This window comes from Micromonospora sp. HM134 (assembly GCF_007833915.1).
GTDB lineage: Bacteria > Actinomycetota > Actinomycetes > Mycobacteriales > Micromonosporaceae > Micromonospora > Micromonospora wenchangensis.
In genome coordinates this window covers 5,771,037-5,790,728 of the sequence record NZ_CP041061.1, presented here as the reverse complement: position 1 = coordinate 5,790,728, position 19,692 = coordinate 5,771,037, and the positions used below count along the sequence as shown (strand labels likewise).

General features: G+C 74.0%; 18 protein-coding genes. 9 read left to right on the top strand and 9 right to left on the bottom strand.

What is annotated here, in order from left to right; all coding sequences use genetic code 11:
• Positions 1-18 precede the first annotated feature (18 nt).
• The 7 genes from FJK98_RS24995 (at position 19) to FJK98_RS24965 (ending at position 8,480) form a co-directional block, all read left to right on the top strand.
• Complete coding sequence (locus FJK98_RS24995) at positions 19-1,062, top strand: extracellular solute-binding protein (RefSeq protein WP_088644864.1); 1,044 nt, start codon at positions 19-21, stop codon at positions 1,060-1,062.
• A gap of 94 nt (positions 1,063-1,156) precedes the next feature.
• Positions 1,157-2,230 carry an ABC transporter ATP-binding protein gene (locus FJK98_RS24990; RefSeq protein ID WP_145921168.1) on the top strand — a complete coding sequence of 358 codons (1,074 nt, stop codon included), beginning with the start codon at positions 1,157-1,159 and terminating at the stop codon, positions 2,228-2,230.
• On the top strand, positions 2,227-4,008 hold the full coding sequence (locus FJK98_RS24985; protein ID WP_240762333.1) for an iron ABC transporter permease: 1,782 nt from the start codon (positions 2,227-2,229) through the stop codon (positions 4,006-4,008). Before FJK98_RS24990 ends, FJK98_RS24985 begins: the two co-directional genes overlap by 4 nt.
• The gene (locus FJK98_RS24980) at positions 4,005-4,988 is read left to right on the top strand and encodes a creatininase family protein (protein ID WP_240762331.1); all 984 of its coding nucleotides are present in this window, start codon (positions 4,005-4,007) and stop codon (positions 4,986-4,988) included. Before FJK98_RS24985 ends, FJK98_RS24980 begins: the two co-directional genes overlap by 4 nt.
• The gene (locus FJK98_RS24975) at positions 4,985-5,995 is read left to right on the top strand and encodes an amidohydrolase family protein (protein WP_145921166.1); all 1,011 of its coding nucleotides are present in this window, start codon (positions 4,985-4,987) and stop codon (positions 5,993-5,995) included. The genes FJK98_RS24980 and FJK98_RS24975 overlap by 4 nt, the downstream gene beginning before the upstream one ends.
• A gap of 9 nt (positions 5,996-6,004) precedes the next feature.
• On the top strand, positions 6,005-7,456 hold the full coding sequence (locus tag FJK98_RS24970; RefSeq protein WP_145921165.1) for a lyase family protein: 1,452 nt from the start codon (positions 6,005-6,007) through the stop codon (positions 7,454-7,456).
• 103 nt (positions 7,457-7,559) lie between these two features.
• Complete coding sequence (locus FJK98_RS24965; RefSeq protein WP_240762329.1) at positions 7,560-8,480, top strand: ROK family protein; 921 nt, start codon at positions 7,560-7,562, stop codon at positions 8,478-8,480.
• Between the two features lie 98 nt (positions 8,481-8,578).
• Here the strand turns inward: FJK98_RS24965 and FJK98_RS24960 are convergent, their stop codons facing one another.
• From FJK98_RS24960 to FJK98_RS24920, 9 genes are all read right to left on the bottom strand, one after another.
• The gene (locus FJK98_RS24960; RefSeq protein WP_205789197.1) at positions 8,579-10,147 is read right to left on the bottom strand and encodes an amidohydrolase family protein; all 1,569 of its coding nucleotides are present in this window, start codon (positions 10,145-10,147) and stop codon (positions 8,579-8,581) included.
• A gap of 190 nt (positions 10,148-10,337) precedes the next feature.
• On the bottom strand, positions 10,338-11,564 hold the full coding sequence (gene fabF / locus FJK98_RS24955; RefSeq protein ID WP_145921164.1) for a beta-ketoacyl-ACP synthase II: 1,227 nt from the start codon (positions 11,562-11,564) through the stop codon (positions 10,338-10,340).
• A gap of 1 nt (position 11,565) precedes the next feature.
• The gene (locus tag FJK98_RS24950) at positions 11,566-11,805 is read right to left on the bottom strand and encodes an acyl carrier protein (protein ID WP_067313076.1); all 240 of its coding nucleotides are present in this window, start codon (positions 11,803-11,805) and stop codon (positions 11,566-11,568) included.
• A gap of 75 nt (positions 11,806-11,880) precedes the next feature.
• Positions 11,881-12,825 (bottom strand): beta-ketoacyl-ACP synthase III, encoded by a 945-nt coding sequence (locus FJK98_RS24945; RefSeq protein WP_145921163.1) that lies wholly within the window; start codon positions 12,823-12,825, stop codon positions 11,881-11,883.
• Entirely contained in the window at positions 12,822-13,991 is a 1,170-nt protein-coding gene (locus tag FJK98_RS24940; protein WP_145921162.1) for an acyltransferase domain-containing protein, read from the bottom strand. The genes FJK98_RS24945 and FJK98_RS24940 overlap by 4 nt, the downstream gene beginning before the upstream one ends.
• Positions 13,992-14,126: 135 nt before the next feature.
• Complete coding sequence (locus FJK98_RS24935) at positions 14,127-15,362, bottom strand: CdaR family transcriptional regulator (RefSeq protein ID WP_228543461.1); 1,236 nt, start codon at positions 15,360-15,362, stop codon at positions 14,127-14,129.
• 78 nt (positions 15,363-15,440) lie between these two features.
• Positions 15,441-16,520, bottom strand: coding sequence for a cellulose binding domain-containing protein (locus FJK98_RS24930; protein WP_145921160.1), 1,080 nt, complete (start codon positions 16,518-16,520; stop codon positions 15,441-15,443).
• A 133-nt stretch (positions 16,521-16,653) separates the two neighbouring features.
• A complete protein-coding gene (locus FJK98_RS24925; protein ID WP_145921159.1) occupies positions 16,654-17,319 on the bottom strand; it encodes a response regulator transcription factor in 666 nt (221 codons plus the stop codon).
• Positions 17,316-18,500 carry a sensor histidine kinase gene (locus FJK98_RS24920; RefSeq protein ID WP_205789189.1) on the bottom strand — a complete coding sequence of 395 codons (1,185 nt, stop codon included), beginning with the start codon at positions 18,498-18,500 and terminating at the stop codon, positions 17,316-17,318. Before FJK98_RS24920 ends, FJK98_RS24925 begins: the two co-directional genes overlap by 4 nt.
• Before the next feature lie 188 nt (positions 18,501-18,688).
• On the opposite strand from FJK98_RS24920, the gene FJK98_RS24915 reads away from it, so the two are divergent.
• Both FJK98_RS24915 and FJK98_RS24910 read left to right on the top strand, forming a co-directional pair.
• Complete coding sequence (locus tag FJK98_RS24915) at positions 18,689-19,228, top strand: hypothetical protein (protein WP_145921158.1); 540 nt, start codon at positions 18,689-18,691, stop codon at positions 19,226-19,228.
• Positions 19,229-19,332: 104 nt separating this feature from the next.
• Complete coding sequence (locus FJK98_RS24910) at positions 19,333-19,686, top strand: hypothetical protein (RefSeq protein WP_145921157.1); 354 nt, start codon at positions 19,333-19,335, stop codon at positions 19,684-19,686.
• The last annotated feature ends 6 nt before the right edge of the window (positions 19,687-19,692 follow it).

The window sequence follows — 19,692 nt, the reverse complement described above, 5'->3', positions numbered from 1 at the left end:
ACCCCTCGGAGGTACCCCATGAGACGTCGACTTCTGCTCGCCGGAGCGCTCGCCACCGTCCTCGCCGCCGGCACCGCCTGCGGCGGCGGCTCGGACGACACCGCGGCCGGTGAGACGGAGAAGCTGACGATCTACACCGCCCGCGACAAGAAGGTCTCCACCTTCGTCGTGGACAAGTTCACCGCCAAGTACCCCGAGTACAAGGGGAAGGTGGAGATCCTCAACCTGGGCGCCCAGGAGATCCTGGAGCGGGTCCGGGCCGAGAAGGCCAACCCGCAGGCCGACGTCTGGTGGGGCGGCACCCAGCAGGGGCTGGCCGCCGGCGCCGGCGAGGACCTGCTCGCCGCCTGGCAGCCCGCGTTCGCCGGCAAGATGGACGCCAAGTACAAGGACGCCGAGGGCCGCTGGTTCGGGGAGATCCTGCTGCCCGAGGTCATCATGTACAACAACAAGGCGCTCACCCCGGAGCAGGCCCCGAAGGACTGGGACGACCTGCTGAAGCCGGAGTGGAAGGACAAGATCGTCATCCGTGACGTGGCCGCCTCGGGCACCATGCGGTCGATCTACGCCGCGATGATCATGCGGCAGTCGCCGGACGGCAGCAACCCGCAGCCCGGCTACGACTGGCTCAAGAAGCTCGACGCCAACACCGGCGCGTACGCGGCCAACCCGGCCGACCTCTACCTCAAGCTCTCCCGCCAGCAGGGCACCCTGAGCGCCTGGAACCTCCAGGACATCCTGCTCCAGGCCAACCAGTCGAACATGCCGTTCGGCTACGTGATGCCGGCCTCCGGCGCCCCGGTGCTGGTCGACGGGCTCGCCGCGGTCAAGGGCGGCAACAGCGCCGGCGCGCAGAAGTTCATCGAGTTCCTCTTCGACGACACGCTGCGTGCCGACCTGGCCAAGGACTACTACCAGATCCCGGCCGTGGAGATCGCCCAGCAGCCGGAGTGGCTGGCCCAGCTCAACCTCAAGCCGCTCGACGTCAACTGGGACATCATCGGCAAGAACGAGACCGAGTGGATCAACCACTGGAACAGCCAGATCAAGAACAAGGGCTGACCTGATCGGGTGCCGGGGGCCGTCCCGCCCCCGGCACCGCCCGTCCCGCCACACCGCCCGGCCAGGTCCGGTACCGCATGAAGGAGAAGACATCATGATCGATGTCACGCTGGAGTCGGTGAGCAAGCGCTTCGCGCGTGCCGGCGACACCGCTGCCGTCGACGACGTCGACATCAGCATCGCCGCGGGGGAGTTCTTCACCCTGCTCGGCCCGAGCGGCTGCGGCAAGACCACCACCCTGCGGATGGTGGCCGGGTTCTACTTCCCCACCTCGGGGCGGATCCGGTTCGGCACGGAGGACGTCACCCACCGGCCGCCGAACAAGCGCGACACCGGCATGGTGTTCCAGAACTACGCCCTCTTCCCGCACATGTCCGTCGCGCAGAACGTCGCGTACGGGCTGAAGATCCGCAAGGTGGGGCGGGCCGAGTCCGCCCGGCGGATCACCGAGGCGCTCGGTCAGGTGCACCTCGCCGGCTACGGCGACCGCCGGATCGACCAGCTCTCCGGCGGCCAGCAGCAGCGGGTGGCGCTGGCCCGCGCCCTGGTCATCCGGCCGCGTACCCTGCTGCTCGACGAGCCGCTGTCCAACCTCGACGCCAAGCTGCGCGAGGAGACCCGGGTGGAGATCCGGCGCATCCAGCAGGAGGCCGGCACCACCGCCATCTACGTCACCCACGACCAGTCCGAGGCGATGGCGATGTCCGACCGGATCGCCGTCATGGAGTCCGGCCGGGTCCGGCAGATCGGCGCCCCGCAGGAGATCTACCACCGGCCGGCGACCGCCTTCGTGGCCCGGTTCATCGGCCGCAGCAACGTGCTCAGCCTGCCGGTGGTCACCGCCGCGGCCGAGACGGTCACCGTGGGCCTGCCCGACGGCAGCGAGACCGCCGTCGCCGCCCCCACCGACCACGGCCTGCGCGCCGGGGACACCGCCCTGGTCTCGGTACGCCCCGAGCACCTCGGGCTCACCTCGACCACCGAGGCCGGCGCGCTCCCCGGCCGGGTGACCGAGGTGGAGTTCACCGGCATGGCCACCAACCTCGTGGTCGAGGTGGCCGGCGAGCCGGTGCAGGTCGCCGCGATCGACGTCCCGGACGGCATCACCGTCGGCGACCAGGTCGGCCTGCGGCTCAACCGGCAGCGGATGTGGGTGGTGACCCCGTGACTACCATTCCCGCCACGCCGAGCCCGGCGACCGTGCCGCCGGTCACCCAGGACCCCGCCCCGCCGCCGGCCGCCCGGCCCCGGCGCGGCCTCAACGCCAACTCACCGTGGTTCCCGTACCTGCTGGTGTTCCCGCTGGCGCTGATCCTCTTCGGCTACGTGGTGCAGCCGATGTTCGCCACCTTCGCCGAGAGCGTCGGGGTGGACGGGGTGGCCAACTACACCGAGTTCGTCACCGGCACCGGGGTCGCCCGGTCGGCGCTGCTCACCTCGCTGGGCATTTCGGCGGCCAGCGTGCTGCTCTGCGGGATCGTCGGGGTGGCGATGGCCTTCCTGCTCAAGCGGTTCTCGTTTCCCGGCCGGCGGCTGATCGAGGCGATCATCCTGGTGCCGGCGGCGCTGCCGCCGCTGATCGGGGCGATCTCGTTCCAGCTGCTCTACAGCGAGACCGGCATCCTGCCGCGCGGCCTGCAACACCTGTTCGGCACCGAGAACCCGGTGCTGCCGTTCACCGGCATCGCCGGGGTGCTGGTGGTGCACACCTTCACCATGTACCCGTTCTTCTACCTCGCCGCCTCGGCAGCCCTGGTGGGGATGGACCCGTCGGTGGAGGAGGCGGCCTACAACCTGGGCGCGGGCCGGGTCCGGGTGTGGCGCACCGTGCTGCTGCCGATGCTCACCCCGGCGCTGGTCTCGGCGTCGCTGCTGGTCTTCATGACGTCGCTGGCGTCGTACACCGCGCCGTTGCTGTTCGGGGTGGACCGGACGATGACCATGCAGATCTACATCAACCGCACCAACGGCGACCTGCCGATGGCCTCGACCTACGCGTCGGTGCTGGCGGTGGCGTCGGTGCTGTTCCTGCTCGGGATGCGCTGGTACGAGGGGCGGCGCAGCTACCGTTCCCAGTCCAAGGGCGTCGCCTCGCACCGCCGGGAGATCACCAACCCGTTCGGCAAGTGGCTGGCGCTGCTGGCCTCGGTGCTGGCCACCCTGGTGCTGCTCGCCCCGGTGGCGACGATCGCCCTGGTCGCCTTCTCCCGGGACGGTTCGTGGACCACCGAGGTGATCCCGTCGGAGTACACCACCGCGAACTTCGTGACGATCTTCTCGGACCCGGGGGCGTACCGGCCGATCCTCAACTCGTTGCAGATGAGCCTGCTCGCCACGGTCGGCTGCGTGGTGGTCGGTGTGCTGATCGCGTACGCGGTGCGCCGGCTCGACTTCCGGGGCCGGGGGCTGCTCGACGTGGCGGTCATGCTGGCCTGGGCGCTGCCCGGCACGGTGGTGGCGATCAACCTGATCTCGGCGTTCAGCACGGGCAACGCGTTCAGCTTCGGCCAGGTGCTGATCGGCACCTTCTGGATCATGCCGTTGGCGTACTTCGTGCGGTTCCTGCCGCTGGTGTTCCGGTCGAGTTCGGCGACGCTGGCGCAGATCGACCCGTCGCTGGAGGAGGCGGCCCGCAATCTCGGCGCGCCCTGGTGGCGGGCGTTCGGCACGGTCACCCTGCGGCTGATGCTGCCGGGTGTGCTGGCCGGCGCGCTGCTCGCGTTCGTCAACGGGGTGGGCGAGTTCGTCGCCTCGGTGCTGATCTACACCTCGGAGACGGCACCCATCTCGGTCGAGATCAACAACCGGATGTACTCGTTCGAGGTCGGCACCGCCGCCGCGTACGGCATGCTCCAGGTGGTGTTGATCTTCGTGGTGATGGTGTTCTCCGGCCGCCTGCAGAACGGCGGCCGGGCCACCCGGGAGGCGGCGAAGTGGACGGCGTGACCTGGCCGGCCGGCGGCGGGCTGCTGCCCGCCACCCGGATTCCCGGCGGTGAGCTGGCCGCCGTCGCGGCGGCGGCCGACTACGCGGTGCTGCCCGTCGGCGCCGTCGAGTGGCACGGCCCGCACCTGCCGCTCGGCACCGACCTGATCCTCGCCGAGGGCTTCGCCGCCGAGGCCGGCGGCGCTGCCGGTCCGGCCGCCGAGGCCGGCGGCGCATCCGCCCCGGCCGCCGGGGCCGCGTCGGCCGCCGGCTCCTTGGGGGATACGACCACCGGCCTTCCCGGGCCGCGCGGGGTGCTCTTCCCGGCGGTGCCGTACGCGGCCTGCCCGGGGCAGACCCGGCCCTGGCCGGGGACGGTGTCGATCCGGCCGGAGATCGCCGTCGGCTATCTCGCCGACGTGATCGAGGGGATCGTCGCCGCCGGTTTTCCCCGGCTGCTGATCGTCAACGGGCACGACGCCAACATGTCCACCGTCCGGGCCGCGATGGAGTGGGTCTCCGGCCAACGCACCGCCAGCCTGCTGCTGGTCAACTGGTTCCAGCTGGTCACCCCGGCGGAGACCACCGAGCTGTACGGGCCGCTGACCGCCCGGGGGCACGGCGGCGCGTACGAGACCTCCGGGGTGCTCGGGTTCGATCCCGGCGCGGTCCGCCTCGACGCCGTGACCGACCTGCCGCCGAAGCCGAAGCTGCCGGTGGGCCACCCGTACGTGCTGGTCGAGTCCCGGCCCGATCCGTGGCAGGGCTGGTCCGGGCACATCTCGTTGGCGTCCGAGGCGGCCGGCCGGCAGGTGCGGGCCACGGCCGGCGCGCGGCTGCGGGAGATCGTCGCGGCCTGGGTGGCCGCCCCGCCGCCCGCCCCACCCACCGCCGACCCGCTGCCCGACACGACGGCCGACAGCCCGGCCCCGACGGCCGGGCCGACCACGACGGCCGGTGACCCGACGGCGGCGGACGGGGCGACCGGGGGAGACCGATGAGCGTGGACCGGGGACTCGACATCGTCGACTTCCACCTGCACTTCCGGATCGGCACCGACGAGACGATCCACGCCTGCGAGGACGCCGCCGGGATGCACCCGGGCGGGGAGCACGAGCGGGCCGTCCGGGCCGCCGGGTCCGCCCCGTACGCGAAGGCGTGGCGGCAGGCGTGGAGCTTCCCCGACCCGGAGCCCCCCGCCGCCCGCTGGCAGGACGAGGCCGACCGGTGGGCCGACGAGCTGCGTGCGGTGCGGGTACGCCGGGCGGTCTTCGTCACCGGCGGCGGCAACGACACCGTCGCCGACGTCGTCGACCGGCACCCGGACCTGCTGCTCGGCTTCGCCCACCACGACCCGTACGGCCCCGACGCCGCCGCCGAACTGGAACGTGCGGTGACCGAACGGGGCCTGCGCGGGCTGAAGCTGTTCGCCCCGCTGCTGCGCGGCCCGCTGGACCACGCCGACCTGGACCCGCTCTGGTCCACCGCCCAGCGCCTCGGGGTGCCGGTGCTGATCCACATCGGCCACTACGGCAGCGCCGGTGGCCTCTCCTTCGGCCGGTACGGCGGCCCCGACGAGCTGGCCCGGATGGCCCGCCGGTTCCCCGAGTTGAACGTGGTGGTGCCGCACTTCGGCGTCCAGCACGTGCAGGATCTCCTCTTCGCCGCCTGGGGCTGCCCCAACATCCACGTCGACACCTCCGGCTCCAACCAGTGGGTGCGCTGGATGCCGTACAAGCTGACGCTGGAGGACCTGTTCCGCCGCTGCTACGAGACGATCGGCCCGCAGCGCATCGTGTACGGCAGCGACTCGTCGTGGTTCCCGCGCGGCTACGTCACCCGCTACCTCGACGACCAGTTGCGGGTCTGCCGCGAGCTGGGGATGCCCGACGACCACCTCCGCGCGATCTTCGCCGGTAACGCCGAACGGCTGCTCGGCCTGACCGACCGACCAGCCGAGAACCCGGGAACCGGCCCCCGCGCCGCGTCCCGGCCCGGAAGGAAGTAAGGAACCGCCATGAGCGAGCTGACCACCTACCAGCGGCACCACCTGGCCCCGACCTACGACCACCACGTCGGCCACCTGTACCCGGCGATGGTGCGCGCCAGCCAGGCACACGTGGTGATGCTGACCGAGCAGGGCCTCATCCCGGCCGAGCGGGGGGCCCGGCTGCTGCGCGGGCTGGCCGCGCTGCGCGCCGACACCGCCCCCGCCCCGGCGTTCGACGGCAGCTTCGAGGACACCTACTACCTGCTGGAGAAGACCCTCGCGCAGGCGTGCGGCCTGCCCGCGTCCGAACTGGACGTGCAGATGGCCCGCAGCCGCAACGACCTGGACGCCGGGGTGTTCCGGATGCTCCTGCGCGACCAGCTGCTCGGGGTGCTGGACCGGGTGCTGGTCACCGGCGTGACCGCGCTGGACGCCGCCGACCGGTACGCCGACGTGGTGATCACCGGCTACACCCACCGCCGGCCTGCCCAGCCCACCACCATCGGGCACGCCCTGGCCGGCTACGCCGAGGCGCTGGCCGGCGAGGCCGCCGCGTACGCCGACGTGATCGACCAGCTCAACGTCTCGCCGCTGGGCTCCTGCGCGTTCGCCGGCACCGACCTGGACATCGCCCCGGCCCGGGTGGCCGAGCTGCTCGGCTTCGACGGCCTGGTGACCAACTCCTACGAGGCCGTCGCCGGCGCCGACCACCTGGTGCGGGTCGGCACCCTCAACGCGCAGGCCCTGGCCACCGGCGCCCGGCTCGCCCGCACCCTGATGGACTGGCTGACCTGGCAGTGGGTGGCCACCCCCGGGGACTTCACCCAGGGCAGCAGCATCATGCCGCAGAAGCGCAACCCGGTGGTGCTGGAGCACCTGGTGTCGATGGCCGGCGCGAGCGCCGCCGACGCCGCGTCGGTGCTCAACAACGTCGGGGCGGCCTGGTGGGAGGACTCCAACAACGCCACCACCGACGTGCAGGTCCGGCTCTGGGACAGCAACGACCGGGCGGAACGGTTCTTCGCCCTGGTCGGCGGCTTCCTCGCCGAACTGGAGCCGCTGCACCCGCCGACCCGGGAGGAGATCGTCGCGTCCGGGGCCACCACCACCGCGGCGGCCGACGCGTTGACCCGGCACGGGGTGCCGTTCCGGGCCGCCCACTCGGTCGTCGGCCGGCTGGTCCGCGCCGGTGCGCCGGGCACCTGGACCGCCGAGGGGGTCCGGGCCGCCGCCGACGGGCTGGTCGACGGGCTCACCGACGCCGCCGTCGCCGACCTGATCGCCGCCGCCGTCGACCCCGAACTGGTGCTCGACCGGGCGCAGGTGGACGGGCCCGGCGCCGCCGCCGTCCGCGCCCAGGTGGCGACCCTGCGGGTCGCGTTCACCGGTGTCGCCGACCGGCTCGCCGTGACCCGGGACCGGCTGGCCCGCGCCGACGAGGCGCTGGATGCGGTCGCCGCCGAGGTGGCCGGCCGGTGAGCGCGCCGATCGGGCGACCCGGTGGCCGCCGGCCCGTGCGGCCGGGCGGCACACCGTCGCGGAGACGACCGGCGGACACGGCGGTGACGGGGCGGTGGACCAGGTGAGCGTACGGCTGGCCGGCCGGGCCGCCGCCGGCACCCGGACCGGGGAACTGCTGCTCGGCATCGACTTCGGCGGGACCAAGATGGCCGTCGGGGTGGCCGACGACACCGGTCGGCTGCTGGCCCACCGGCGGATCGCCACGCACGCCGAACAGGGTGCCCCGCAGGCGTTGGACAGGGCCCTGGAGTTGGCCGCCGCGCTGGTCGCCGAGGTCGGCGGGCCGCTGGTGGCGGCCGGGGTGGCCTCGCCCGGTGTGGTCCGCCCCGACGGCATCGACCTGGCCCCGAACGTGCCCGGCTGGGAACGGTTGCGCCTGGCCGACGCCGTCTCCGACGCCCTCGGGGTGACCCGGGTGGCGGTCGACAACGACCTGAACGCCGCCGCCCTGGCCGAGCTGCGGCTCGGTGCGCTGCGCGACGCCGACCCCGGCCTGGTGGTCGGGATCGGCACCGGCGTGGCGGCGGCGGTCACCGTCGGCGGCCGGGTCCTCGCCGGGCACCGGGGCGCGGCCGGCGAGATCGGCTACGCGGTGGCCGGCGGACCGTGGCCGGGCACCATGCTGGAGCTGGACTTCTCCGGCCGGGCGCTGGACCGGTTGGCCGACGAACTGGGGGTGGCCGGGCAGGCGGCCGGGCTGGCCGCTGCCGCCGAGCTGCCCGGTGCGGCCCGCGACGCGCTCGCCGCCCGGGTCGACGAGCTGGCCCGGCACCTGGTCACCTGCTGCCTGCTGCTCGATCCGCAGCGGGTGGTGCTGGTGGGCGGGGTGGCCGGCAGCGCGCTGATCCGGGGGCTGCTCGTCGACCGGCTGGCCGAGGTGCTCCCGCACCGCCCCGACGTGGTGCTGTCCCGGTTCGCCGACGACGCGGCGCTGCTGGGTGCGGTGACCCTGGCCCGGGAGGCGGTGCCGGCGCCCCGCTGACCGGATCACCTGGGCGTCCGGACCGCGAGGGGCGGACCGGTCGGACCGCGTGTCCGGCCCGCGAAGGGGGCGGGCCGGACACCCGGTGCGGGGGCGGGTCAGAACGTGGGCGGGGTGGTGCTGGTCGGGGTGAGCACCCCACCGGCCCGGGTACGGACGGCGTGGGCCGCCGCCGCCGCGTTGCGGACCACCTTGGCGGTGTCGTGGCTGACCATGGTCCGGTTCTGCTTCACGATCCGGCCGTCGATGAGCACGGTGTCGATGTTGGCGGGGGTGGCCGAGCGGACCAGGGTCGACTCCAGGTCCCCGATGGGGGCGATGTTCAGGTCGTCCGCCCGGATCAGGACGATGTCGGCCCGCTTGCCGGGGGTGATCGATCCGGTCACGTCGGCGAGACCCAGCGCCTTCGCGCCGTTGATGGTCGCCATCTCGATCGCCTGCCGGAACACCACCGGCGGCAGCGTCGCGGTGTCCGTGCCCACCCACGGGATGCCCAGGTTCCAGGCGACGTTCATCGACTCGAACATGTTGATCGGGGCGAGCGAGCTGGCGTCGAAGGACAACGAGACGGTGATCCCGGCGGCCAGCATCCGCAGCAGCTGCCCGTGGAAGCCGCCGGCCGTGCCGAGGCGTAGCTCGGAGTGGACCGAGAAGCTGACCGGGGCGTCGGTGCGGACCATCGCCTGCCGGTCCGCCTCGTCGAACGGCAGGGCGTGGCAGAGCAGGAAGTCGGGCCCGAGGAAACCCATCCGCTCCAGGTCGGCGGCGTGCACGGCCGTCGTCGGGCCCTGCCCGGAGTGCACCGAGACCGGCAGCTTCCGCTTCCTGACCTCGGCCATCTCGGTCAGGAAGGTGGGCAGTTGGCCGGGGCCGCGCAGGTTCACCCCGAGGTGCACCAGCCCGTCGAACGGCGACTTCTTGCCGAACCAGGTGGACGTGACCCGGTCGATGTCGGCGAAGTCGATCGGCTGGGTGGCCGGCTGGCCGTCCCGGTGGCCGTACGAGTAGCGCGCCCGGACCAGGCCGTCGGCGTGCGCGTGCAACTCCGCGTCGGCGTACTCCGGCCCGCGTACGTTGTGCGCCCAGTTGTTGACGGTGGTGATGCCGGCGCTCGCGCACTCGACCAGACCGAGCAGCACGCTGTGGTAGAAGTCGTCCGGTTGGTAGGCGGCGACCGTGGCCGACTTCGCCGCGAAGTACTCGAATCCGGTGGAGACGAAGTTGCGGCCCAGCGCGCTCCACATGTGGTAGTGCGTCTCCACGAAGCCGGGCATCGCGATCATCTTCGAGGCGTTGATGACCTGGGCACCCCGGGCCCGCAGGCTCGGGCCGACCTGGACGATCCGCCCGTCGAGCACCTCGATGTCGGCCCGTGCCCGGTTGCCGATCACGGGATCGACGGAGACCAACGCCGCGTTCCTGATCAGGTAGTGCCCCCGCTCCGGACGCCAGCCCGGGGCACGGCCCGGCCGGTGCGGCCCGGGGGAGGCGGCGTGGGCCGGCGCGGGCAGGGCGAGTGGTGACACGGCGGCGGCTCCGGCGGCGGCCAGCAGGGCGCGTCGGCCGAGCAGTGGTGCGGGAGCGGGCCTGCCGCACTCGTCGAAGAGTGCCGTTGTGTGGTCGTCGCCGTTCTCCGGCGTCGGGGCTGTGTCCGGGGTGTGAGGCATGCGGGCAAGCTAGGAAGAGGCGATTTCCGCGAAATTTCCGACCGGCTAGTATCCGGTGAACGCGCTGGTCCCGACCGGATGCTGAGAAGATCAGCGGCGGCCCACCACCCGTCGACAGGCCCCGCTCGCCCACCGTCACCCGACGGCCCACCAACCCCGGAGTGCCGGGGTCGGTGGGCCGGTGGTGCCGTCAGGGGCGGGTGAAGACCAGGGCGACGTTGTGACCGCCGAAGCCGAACGAGTTGTTCAGCGCGGCGGGCACGTCCAGGTGGCGGACCTTGTTCGCGGCCACGTCCATGTCCAGACCGTCGTCCGGGTCGTCCAGGTTGATCGTCGGCGGGATGACGCCGTCGCGGATGGTCAGGATCGTGGCGATCGACTCCAACGCGCCGGCCGCGCCGAGCAGGTGCCCGGTCATCGACTTGGTGGCGGTCAGCACCGGGTGGTCGCCGAGCGCCCGGTGCAGCGCCTTGATCTCGGCGAGGTCGCCCACCGGGGTCGAGGTGGCGTGCGCGTTGACGTGCACGATGTCGGCCTTGGCCACGTCGGCGTCGGCGATCGCCTTGGCGATGGCCCGGATCGCGCCGGCACCCTCGGGGTGCGGCTGCACGATGTCGTACCCGTCGGAGGTGATGCCCGCGCCGGCGAGCCGGGCGTAGACGTGCGCGCCCCGGGCGGCGGCGTGGTCGGCCCGCTCCAGCACCAGGATGCCGGCGCCCTCACCGAGGACGAAGCCGTCGCGGCCCTTGTCCCACGGGCGGGAGGCCTGCTCCGGCTCGTCGTTGCGGGTCGACATGGCCCGCATGGAGCTGAACCCGGCGATCGGCAGCGGGTGGATGACCGCCTCGGTGCCGCCGGCCACCACCACGTCGGCCCGACCGGACCGGATCATGTCGAGGCCGAGCGCGATCGCCTCCGCGCCGGTCGCGCAGGCGCTCGCCACCGAGTGCACCCCGGCCTGCGCGCCCAGCTCCAACCCCACCCAGGCGGCGGGGCCGTTCGGCATCAGCATCGGGATGGTGTGCGGGGAGACCCGGCGCGGGCCGGACGCCTCCAGGATGTCGTCCTGGGCGAGCAGCGTCAGGGCGCCACCGATGCCGGAGCCGACACTGGCCCCCAACCGCTCCGGGTCCAGCCCGGAGTCGGCGAGCCCCGAGTCCGCCCAGGCCTGCTGCGCCGCGATCAGCGCGATCGCCTCGGAACGGTCCAGCCGGCGCAGCTTGACCCGGTCCAGCACCTCGCTCGGATCGACCGCGAGCTGGGCGGCGATCCGGACCGGGAGCTGGCCGGCCCACTCCTGGGTGAGCGGACTCACCCCGGAGCGGCCGGCGAGCATGGCGTCCCAGGTCGACGCGACGTCCCCGCCCAGCGGGGTGGTCGCGCCGAGCCCGGTGACGACGACGTCGACGTGACTCATCTCAGGACTGCGCCTCGATGAAGCTGACGGCGTCCCCGACGGTCTTCAGGTTCTGCACCTCGTTGTCCGGGATCTTGACGCCGAACTTCTCCTCGGCGGCGACCACGACCTCCACCATGGAGAGCGAGTCGACGTCGAGGTCGTCGGTGAAGGACTTCCCCTCGGCCACGTCGTCCGGGTTCACCCCGGCAACCTCTTCGAGGATCTCGGCGAGGCCGGAGGTGATCTCGTCACGGGTCATTACGGTGGGTTCCTCTCATCGGGGTTTGTTCTCCGCCGGCTGGCGGTGCGCCGCGGTCGCCGACCGCGTCGGGTCTCAGGGGCAGCGGACGACCTGACCGGCGTAGGTCAGCCCGCCGCCGAAGCCGAACAGCAGCACCGGCGCGCCCGAGGGCACCTCCCGCCGCTCGACCAGCTTGGACAGGGCCAGCGGCACGCTCGCCGCCGAGGTGTTGCCGGACTCGACGATGTCCTTGGCGATGATCGCCTGCGGGATGTTCAGCCGCTTGGCGATGCCGTCGATGATCCGCGAGTTGGCCTGGTGCGGCACGAACGCGGCCAGCTCGGACGGGTCGACGCCGGCCTTCTCGCACGCCTGCAGCGCCAGCGGGGCCAGCGCGGTGGTGGCCCAGCGGAACACCGACTGCCCCTCCTGCGCGATGTACGGCCGCCAGCCCTCGATGCGTACCGCGTCGCTCTTGTCCGGCGCGGAGCCCCACACCACCGGGCCGATCCCGCTCGGCTCGTCGCCGGTGGTGGCGGTGACCACCGCCGCGCCCGCGCCGTCGGCGAAGATGATGCAGGTCGAGCGGTCGGTCCAGTCGGTGAAGTCGGAGAGCTTCTCGGCGCCGATGACCAGCGCGTTGCGGGACGCGCCGGCCCGGATGGCGTGGTCGACGGTGCCCAGCGCGTACGCGAAGCCGGAGCACGCGGTGTTCAGGTCGAACGCGCCGGGGGCGGTGATGCCCAGCTTGGCGGCGACCCGGCAGGCCACGTTCGGGCTGCGGTCGATCGAGGTGCAGGTGGCGACGACGACCAGGTCGATGTCGGCGGCGGTGAGGCCCGAGTTGGCCAGCGCCTTGTCGGCGGCGGCGGTGGCCATGTCGGCGACCGTCTCGCCGTCGGCGATGCGCCGGCTGACGATGCCGACCCGGTCCCTGATCCACTCGTCGTTGGTGTCGACGAACTGGGCGATGTCGTTGTTGGTCACCACCCGGGAGGGCTGGTAGTGCCCGAGGGCGACGATCCGACTGCCGCTCATGCCTGGCCTCCGATGCGGGCGATGGGTCGGCCCGGCGCGACCGGGTCGGCGGGGTGGGCGAGCCACTCGGTGAGCGGGCCGCTCTCGTGGGCGGTGACCTCGACCGGCCCCAGCCGGGTGGTCACCTGGCCGAGCACCTGGCCGGCGCTCAGCTCGGTGCCCTCGGTGAGGCCCTCGGCCGGGGCGAAGGTGCCGACGGCGGGGGCGACGACGACCCGGGTGCGGTCGGTCGGGCGGTGACCGGGCGGGCCGCTGTGCCGGGCGATCAGGTCCCGGGCGGCGGGCAGGTCGGCGGGGGTGTTCAGGGTGACGATCTCCGGTACGCCGGTGGCCTTGAGTTCCCGCTTGACCAGCCCGGCGAGGGTGCCGGCCGGGGGCAGTTCGAGCACGCCGGTGACGCCCAGGTCGGCCAGCGTCCGCATGCACAGGTCCCAGCGCACCGGCGCGGTGACCTGCCGGACCAGCCGGTGCACCAGCTCCCGGCCGTGCGCGACGGGAGCGCCGTCGAGGTCGGAGAGCAGGAGCCGGGCCGGGGCGGACGGGGTGATCCCGGCGGCGACGGCGGCCAGCGCCTGCTCGGCGGGGCCCATGTACGGGGTGTGGAACGCCCCGGCGACCTGCAGCCGGATGATCCGGGCCTTGGCCGGCGGCTCGGCGGCGAGCTTGTCCAGGGCGTCGAGCGTGCCGGCGGCGACGATCTGGCCGCCGCCGTTGCGGTTGGCCGGGTGCAGGCCGTGGGTGTCCAGCGCGGCGAGCACCTCGTCGGGGTCGCCGCCGAGCACGGCGGCCATCCCGGTCGGGGTCAGCGCGCAGGCGTCGGCCATCTCCCGGCCGCGTACCCCGGCGAGGGTGACCGCGGTCTCGGCGGAGAACACCCCGGCGAGCGCGGCGGCGGCCAGCTCGCCGACGCTGTGCCCGGCGACCAGGTTCACGTCGTGCAGGGGAAGCTGTTCGGCCGCGACCAGGGCCGAGGCCACCAGCAGCGGCTGGGTGCGGGCGGTGTCCCTGATCTCGTCGGCGTCGGCCTCGGCGCCGAGCCGGACCAGGTCGACCCCGGCCGGCACCGACCACCAGCGCAGCCGTGACTCGACGCCGCGCAGGGCGAGCCACGGTGTCAGGAAGCCGGGCTTCTGGGAACCCTGGCCGGGAGAGAGGACGGCGAGCACGTCTATGACTCTTCCCGATACCCCGGGGTAAGCGCTGTGCGGGCTGACACCAAACCGCACTAGAACTCTTGGAGGGTTCCTACAAACATCGGCCGTGATCGTCGCCTAGCGGCCCTGCTCACCGGTCACCCGGTGTCATTTCTGGCTCGGACCGGGCGCGCCCGCCGGGACGATCGGGTCCAGCCGGCCGACCGTCAGCGCCACCTGGAGCGCGAACGCGTCCCGGGGGGTCAGCGGGGAGAATCCGGTCACCTCGGCGATCCGACGCAGTCGGTAACGCACCGTGTTGGGGTGGACGAACAGGGCGCGGGCCGCGCTCTCCAGCGTCCCGCCGGCGGCGAAGAAGGCGTCCAACGTCTCCAGCAGCTCCCCGCCCGCGCGGACCAGGGCGGCGTACACGTCGTGGCGCAGCAGGCGGCGGGCCTCGGCGTCGCCGGCGAGGGCCCGCTCGGGCAGCAGGTCGGCCGCCGGCACCGGCCGGGGCGCGGTCGGCCAGGCCGGCGCCGCCCGGTAGCCGGCCAGCGCGGCCCGCGCCGAGTCCGTCGCCTCGTCCAGACTGGGTACGGCGGGACCGACCACCACCGGGCCGTCGCCGAACCCGGGGAGCAGCTTCTCGGTGGCGGCCATCGGGTCGGCCGCGCCACCGAGCACGATCACCAGCCGGTCGCCGTGCACGCCGCCGATCACCTCCACCCCGATCCGGCGGGCGTACCGGTAGACGGTGTGCAGCACGGCGGACACCTCCCCGCCGGGGGACCGGCCCACCGCCACCGCCACCGGTGGGGCGTCCGCCCAGCCCAGCGCGGCGGCCCTGCTGGCCAGCACGTCGGGGGAGTCCCCCCGCAGCAGGGCGTCGACCAGCAGCGCCTGCAACCGGGCGTCCCAGGAGCCCCGGGACTCGGCGGCGCGGGCGTACGCCCGGGCGGCGGCGAAGGCGATCTCCCGGGAGAACCGCAGCACCGCCTCGCGCAGCTGCTGCTCCTCACCGGGCGCGGCCAGGTGCGACACCTGCTCCTCGACCACGTCGATGGTCACCTTGATCAGCGCCACCGTCTGCTGGAGGCTGATCGACCGGGCCAGGGCCAGCGGCGCGGTGGCGAAGACCTCGTCGGAGACCTCCTGGGTGCTGTCGGTGGTGCCGCCGCCGGACCCCAGCCACTCGACCAGCGACCGGGCGCCGGCCTGCGCCACCAGCATCACCCAGGAACGCTGCTCGGCCGGCAGCTCACGGAACCAGGGCAGGCTCTCGTCCATCCGGACCACGCTGGCCGTGGCCAGCGCCCCCGCCGCCCGTTCGATCCGGCGCAGGGTGGCCGTCAGTTCCCTCCCGTCCGGCTCGCTCACCGCTCCAGCGTGACATGCCCTGAGCAGGGACTCGACGTCGGCTCCGGGGCGACCCGCCGGGGGGCGGGTCGCCGGGCGTCGGGGCGCAGGTCGGCGGGGTGGCGGTCAGTTGGTGACGGTGACGTGCACCACCCAGCGCACCTGGGGGGACGGGCAGGGGGTGGGCGCGTGCCGGCAGAGGTTGTCGGTGATGGTGGAGACGTCGACCCGGCCGGGCGCGGTCGCCACGTAGCGGGCGACGAGCGGCTGGCCGCTCGGGTAGCCGCCGGTCACCTCGTGGGGCACGACGACCCCGGCGGGGGAGAGCGTCGGGGGCAGGTAGTTGCTGGCCAGGCTGACCACGAGCGTGTCACCGACGCGCAGCGTGAGGTCCCGCTGGTTGTCGGGCGCGGAGACGACGACGGTCTGCCCGGCGTCGGTCGGCGGCACGTCGAGGACCGCGACGTGCAGCGTCCACAGCACGGTCGGCAGGGCGCACGGCGGGGTGGCGTGCCGGCAGGCGTGGTCGGTGCTGGTGGTCAGCTCGGCGGTGCCCGGGGCCACGGCCCGCAGCGTCGCCACGAGGGGCTGCCCGGTCGGGTAGCCGCCGCTGGTCGACACGGGGGTCAGCGCGCTCCCGGTGGTGGTGACCGGCAGGTAGTCGGCCGCCAGGGTCACGCCCAGCGTCTGCCCGACGAACAGGGTGACGGTGCGCTGGTTGTCGGCCTCGCGGACGGTGACGTCGGCGCCGGTCGGCGGGCTGGCGGTGGTCGGCGGGGCGGCGTCGTTGGTGCAGCTCGGCGTCGGCGTGGTGGTGGGGCCGGCGAGCTGCACGCCGAAGGTGGTCGACGCGCCCGGCGTCAGCACCCCGTTGTACGACGTGTTGGTCGCGGTCGCGGTGCGACCCGTCGCGCTGACCGAGGTGTTCCAGGACGACACGATCCGCTGGCCGTCGGTGAGCGGCCAGGTGACCGTCCACCGGTTGGCGGTCGACGACGCGGTGTTGGCGACGGTGAAGGTGACGATCTGGCCGCCGCTTGCGCCGCTGCCCCAGCGGGAGTCGACCCGGACCGTGGCGGTGCAGCCGCCGGCCGGGGTGGCCGTGGCGGGTGCGCCGCCGGCCACCGTGGTCATGCCGAGGGCGACGATGGTGGTGCCGGCGAGGATGCCGGCCGCCGTCAGGACGGACCGCCTGGACGCGATCATGACGATTCCTCCGATCCCCGTCGGAGCTCCGGTCGGGCGCGGCGTCGGACCACGGTCGCCAGCCGGAAAGCCCACGGTTCCGCTCGCACCCTATGACCGTCGCGGACCGTCAGTCAATAGACCAAAATCTATATCATGGTGGGGGTGCGGGCAGCGCCAGCTCCTGCGCCAGGATCGCCGCCTGCACCCGGCTGCGCAGCGCCAACTTCGCCAGCACCCGGCTCACGTGGGTCTTCGCGGTGCTCTCCGCCACCGCCAGCCGGTCGGCGATCTCCCGGTTGGACAGGCCGACGCCCAGGCAGGCCAGCACGTCGCGCTCCCGGGGGGTCAACCCGGCCACCGCGGCGCGGTCCGCCCCGTCGACGGCCGGCGCGGTCGCCGCGAACGCCGAGATCAGCCGCCGGGTCAACGTCGGGGCGATCACCCCCTCGCCCCGGGCCACCGTCCGCACCGCCGCCACCAGACCGGCCGCGTCGGTGTCCTTGAGCAGGAAACCGGCCGCCCCGGCACGCAGCGCGCCGAAGACGTACTCGTCGAGGTCGAAGGTGGTCAGCACCAGCACGTCGGCCGTGCCGGCGGCGACGATCTCCCGGGTCGCCGACACCCCGTCCAGCCGGGGCATCCGGATGTCCAGCACCGCCACGTCGGGACGCAGCTCACGGCAGAGCCGTACCGCCGTCTCCCCGTCGGCCGCCTCGCCCACCACCTCGATCTCCGGCGCGCCGGCCAGGATCAGCACCAGACCGGCCCGGACCGCCGCCTGGTCGTCGGCCAGCACCACCCGGACCGGGGCGGTCACGGCCGCTCCCCGGCCGGCAGCGTCGCCCGCACCCGCCAGCAGCCGTCCCCGGGGCCGGCGGTGAACTCGCCGTCGAGCAGGGCGGCCCGCTCCCGCATCCCGATCAGGCCCGCGCCCCCGGCCGGCAGCCCCGCGCCGGCACCGGGCCCGCCGGAGCGGACCGGATTCTCCACCGTCACCGCCACCTCCGTCGGCCGGTACGCCACGGTCAGCTCCGCGGTGCCCGTACCGTGGCGCAACGCGTTGGTCAACGACTCCTGCACGATCCGGTACGCCGCCAGGTCGACCCCGACCGGCAGCTCCCGGGGCGGCCCCTGCACCGTCGCCCGGACCCGCAGCCCGGCGTCGGCCATCCGGGCCAGCAGCCGGTCCAACTCGTCCAGCCGGACCCGGGTGGCCTCCTGCACCGGGTCCACGGACGGCTCCCGCAGCAGCCCGATGAGCTGCCGCATCTCGGCCATGCCCTGCACGCTGCTCTCCCGGATCACCCGCAGCGCCGCGTCGATGCGGGGCCGGTCCAGCCCGGGGGCGGCGAGCACGGCGGTGGCGTGCAGGGCCACCGCGCTGAGCTGGTTCGCCACCACGTCGTGCAGCTCCCGGGCCATCCGGGCCCGTTCGGCCAGCACCGCCTGCCGCCGGTCCAGCTCGACCAGCCGGGCGGTCTGCTCGGCGCGGGCCCGCTCGGTCGCCGCCTGGTCCCGGTACTGCCGCACGCTGATCCCGGTGACCACCGGCAGCACCCCGAGCAGCGCGAACGGCATCCCGACGGCGGCACCCCGCCAGCCCCACCAGAGCAGGCCCAGCACCGTGCCGCCGACGCTGAGCCCGACGGTGACCCGCAACAGCCAGCGCCACCACCGGGGCGGGCCGTACACGCACGTGTCGTACAACACCTGGGTGTAGATCACCGTGGTGCCCACCGACACGCCGAGCGCGGCGTCGGCGAGCACCGCCACCGTGCCCACCGCCAGGCCGGTACGGGTGGCCACCCGGCGCAGCCCGACCGCCACGCTGACCGCCAGCAGCGGCACCAGGAAGGACACCCGTGGCACGTCCGGCGCCCAGCCGAACTGCGGTTGCAGGCCGACACCGTAGGCCGCCAGGCCGCCGACCAGGGACACCCCGGCCAGGGCCAGGTCGCGTCCCGGCCGGCCGGAGCCGACCCAGCCCGGCATCCGCATGGTCCCGATCCCACCACACCCCGGGCCGGTGCCCCTCCCACCTGCGGAGGAGGCCGCCCGGTCGGCCGTCCGCCGAAGGGGGTACGCGGGGCCGCCGCTCCGCCGAAGGAGGGACCCGGAACTCGTCCCCGCCGGTGAGGTGACCACCGGCCCGCCCCGGCACGCTGGACCGGGACGGGGAGGTGGACATGCTGCTGGCGGTCATCGTCGGGTGTGAGATCGGATTCTGGGTGCTGCTCGCGGCCGGGCTGGTCGCCCGGTACCCGCTGCGCCGGCCCCGGCTGGGCGCGGCGCTGCTGGTCTGCGTCCCCCTGGTCGACCTGGTGCTGCTGGGCGCGGCGGCGGTGGACCTGCGCCGGGGGGCCACCGCGGACGCCACCCACGGGCTGGCCGCCGTCTACCTCGGGTTCTCGGTGGCGTTCGGGCACTCCGTGATCCGGTGGGCCGACCAGCGCTTCGCCCACCGCTTCGCGGGCGGCCCGCCGCCGGTGAAACCACCCCGGTACGGCTGGGCGCGGGCCCGCCACGAGTGGCGGGAATGGGGCAAGGCACTGCTCGGCTGGGCCGTCGCCTGTGCCCTGCTGGCCGCCGCGATCGTCGTCGTCGGGGACGCCGAGCGCACCCGGGAGCTGGCGAACTGGATCCGCAACCTCACCGTCGGGCTGCTGATCTGGCTGGTCGCGTTCCCGGTCTGGGAGACGATCTTCCCGCGTCGTTCGAGGTCCTGACACCGGGGGTACGCGCTGCACGGCGCGTCGGTGCCGGCCAGTACGGTGGCACTGCCGCGCCGGGGTGTCGTCCCGGCGGGCGACGCGAGTGTGAGGAGACCGGGATGGCGCACGGGGAGGCCGACCACGGCTGCGCCCAGGGCGAACCCTGCCGACCGGGCCACCCCGACCAGCCGCCGGCGGCCCGACCGCACCGCCGGATGGCCACGGAGCAGGTCTGCCGGGCGGCCGAGCGGGCCGACGACGAGCTGACACTGCCCCGCCAGCGCGGCACCGAGACCGTCGACGGCGCGGCATCCCGACCGGCGGCGGAACCCGGCCCGACCGGTCAGCCGGACACCCCGGCCCGTGCCTGCCGCAGCGACCTGGCCGGGTGGGCCGGCGCGCACCGGCACGGCCCGGTCCGCCCCGGCCGGCGTCGGCAGCGTGTCCAACGCCCGCCACACCGTTGGTGCTGATCACCT

Coding starts and splice junctions, on each gene's coding strand:
- FJK98_RS24975 (WP_145921166.1), top strand. CDS start 4,985: ATGAGCGTGGACCGGGGACTCGACATCGTCGACTTCCACCTGCACTTC.
- FJK98_RS24950 (WP_067313076.1), bottom strand. CDS start 11,805: ATGACCCGTGACGAGATCACCTCCGGCCTCGCCGAGATCCTCGAAGAG.
- FJK98_RS24930 (WP_145921160.1), bottom strand. CDS start 16,520: ATGATCGCGTCCAGGCGGTCCGTCCTGACGGCGGCCGGCATCCTCGCC.
- FJK98_RS24910 (WP_145921157.1), top strand. CDS start 19,333: ATGGCGCACGGGGAGGCCGACCACGGCTGCGCCCAGGGCGAACCCTGC.
- FJK98_RS24960 (WP_205789197.1), bottom strand. CDS start 10,147: ATGCCTCACACCCCGGACACAGCCCCGACGCCGGAGAACGGCGACGAC.
- FJK98_RS24920 (WP_205789189.1), bottom strand. CDS start 18,500: ATGCGGATGCCGGGCTGGGTCGGCTCCGGCCGGCCGGGACGCGACCTG.
- FJK98_RS24945 (WP_145921163.1), bottom strand. CDS start 12,825: ATGAGCGGCAGTCGGATCGTCGCCCTCGGGCACTACCAGCCCTCCCGG.
- fabF (WP_145921164.1), bottom strand. CDS start 11,564: ATGAGTCACGTCGACGTCGTCGTCACCGGGCTCGGCGCGACCACCCCG.
- FJK98_RS24990 (WP_145921168.1), top strand. CDS start 1,157: ATGATCGATGTCACGCTGGAGTCGGTGAGCAAGCGCTTCGCGCGTGCC.
- FJK98_RS24915 (WP_145921158.1), top strand. CDS start 18,689: ATGCTGCTGGCGGTCATCGTCGGGTGTGAGATCGGATTCTGGGTGCTG.
- FJK98_RS24970 (WP_145921165.1), top strand. CDS start 6,005: ATGAGCGAGCTGACCACCTACCAGCGGCACCACCTGGCCCCGACCTAC.
- FJK98_RS24995 (WP_088644864.1), top strand. CDS start 19: ATGAGACGTCGACTTCTGCTCGCCGGAGCGCTCGCCACCGTCCTCGCC.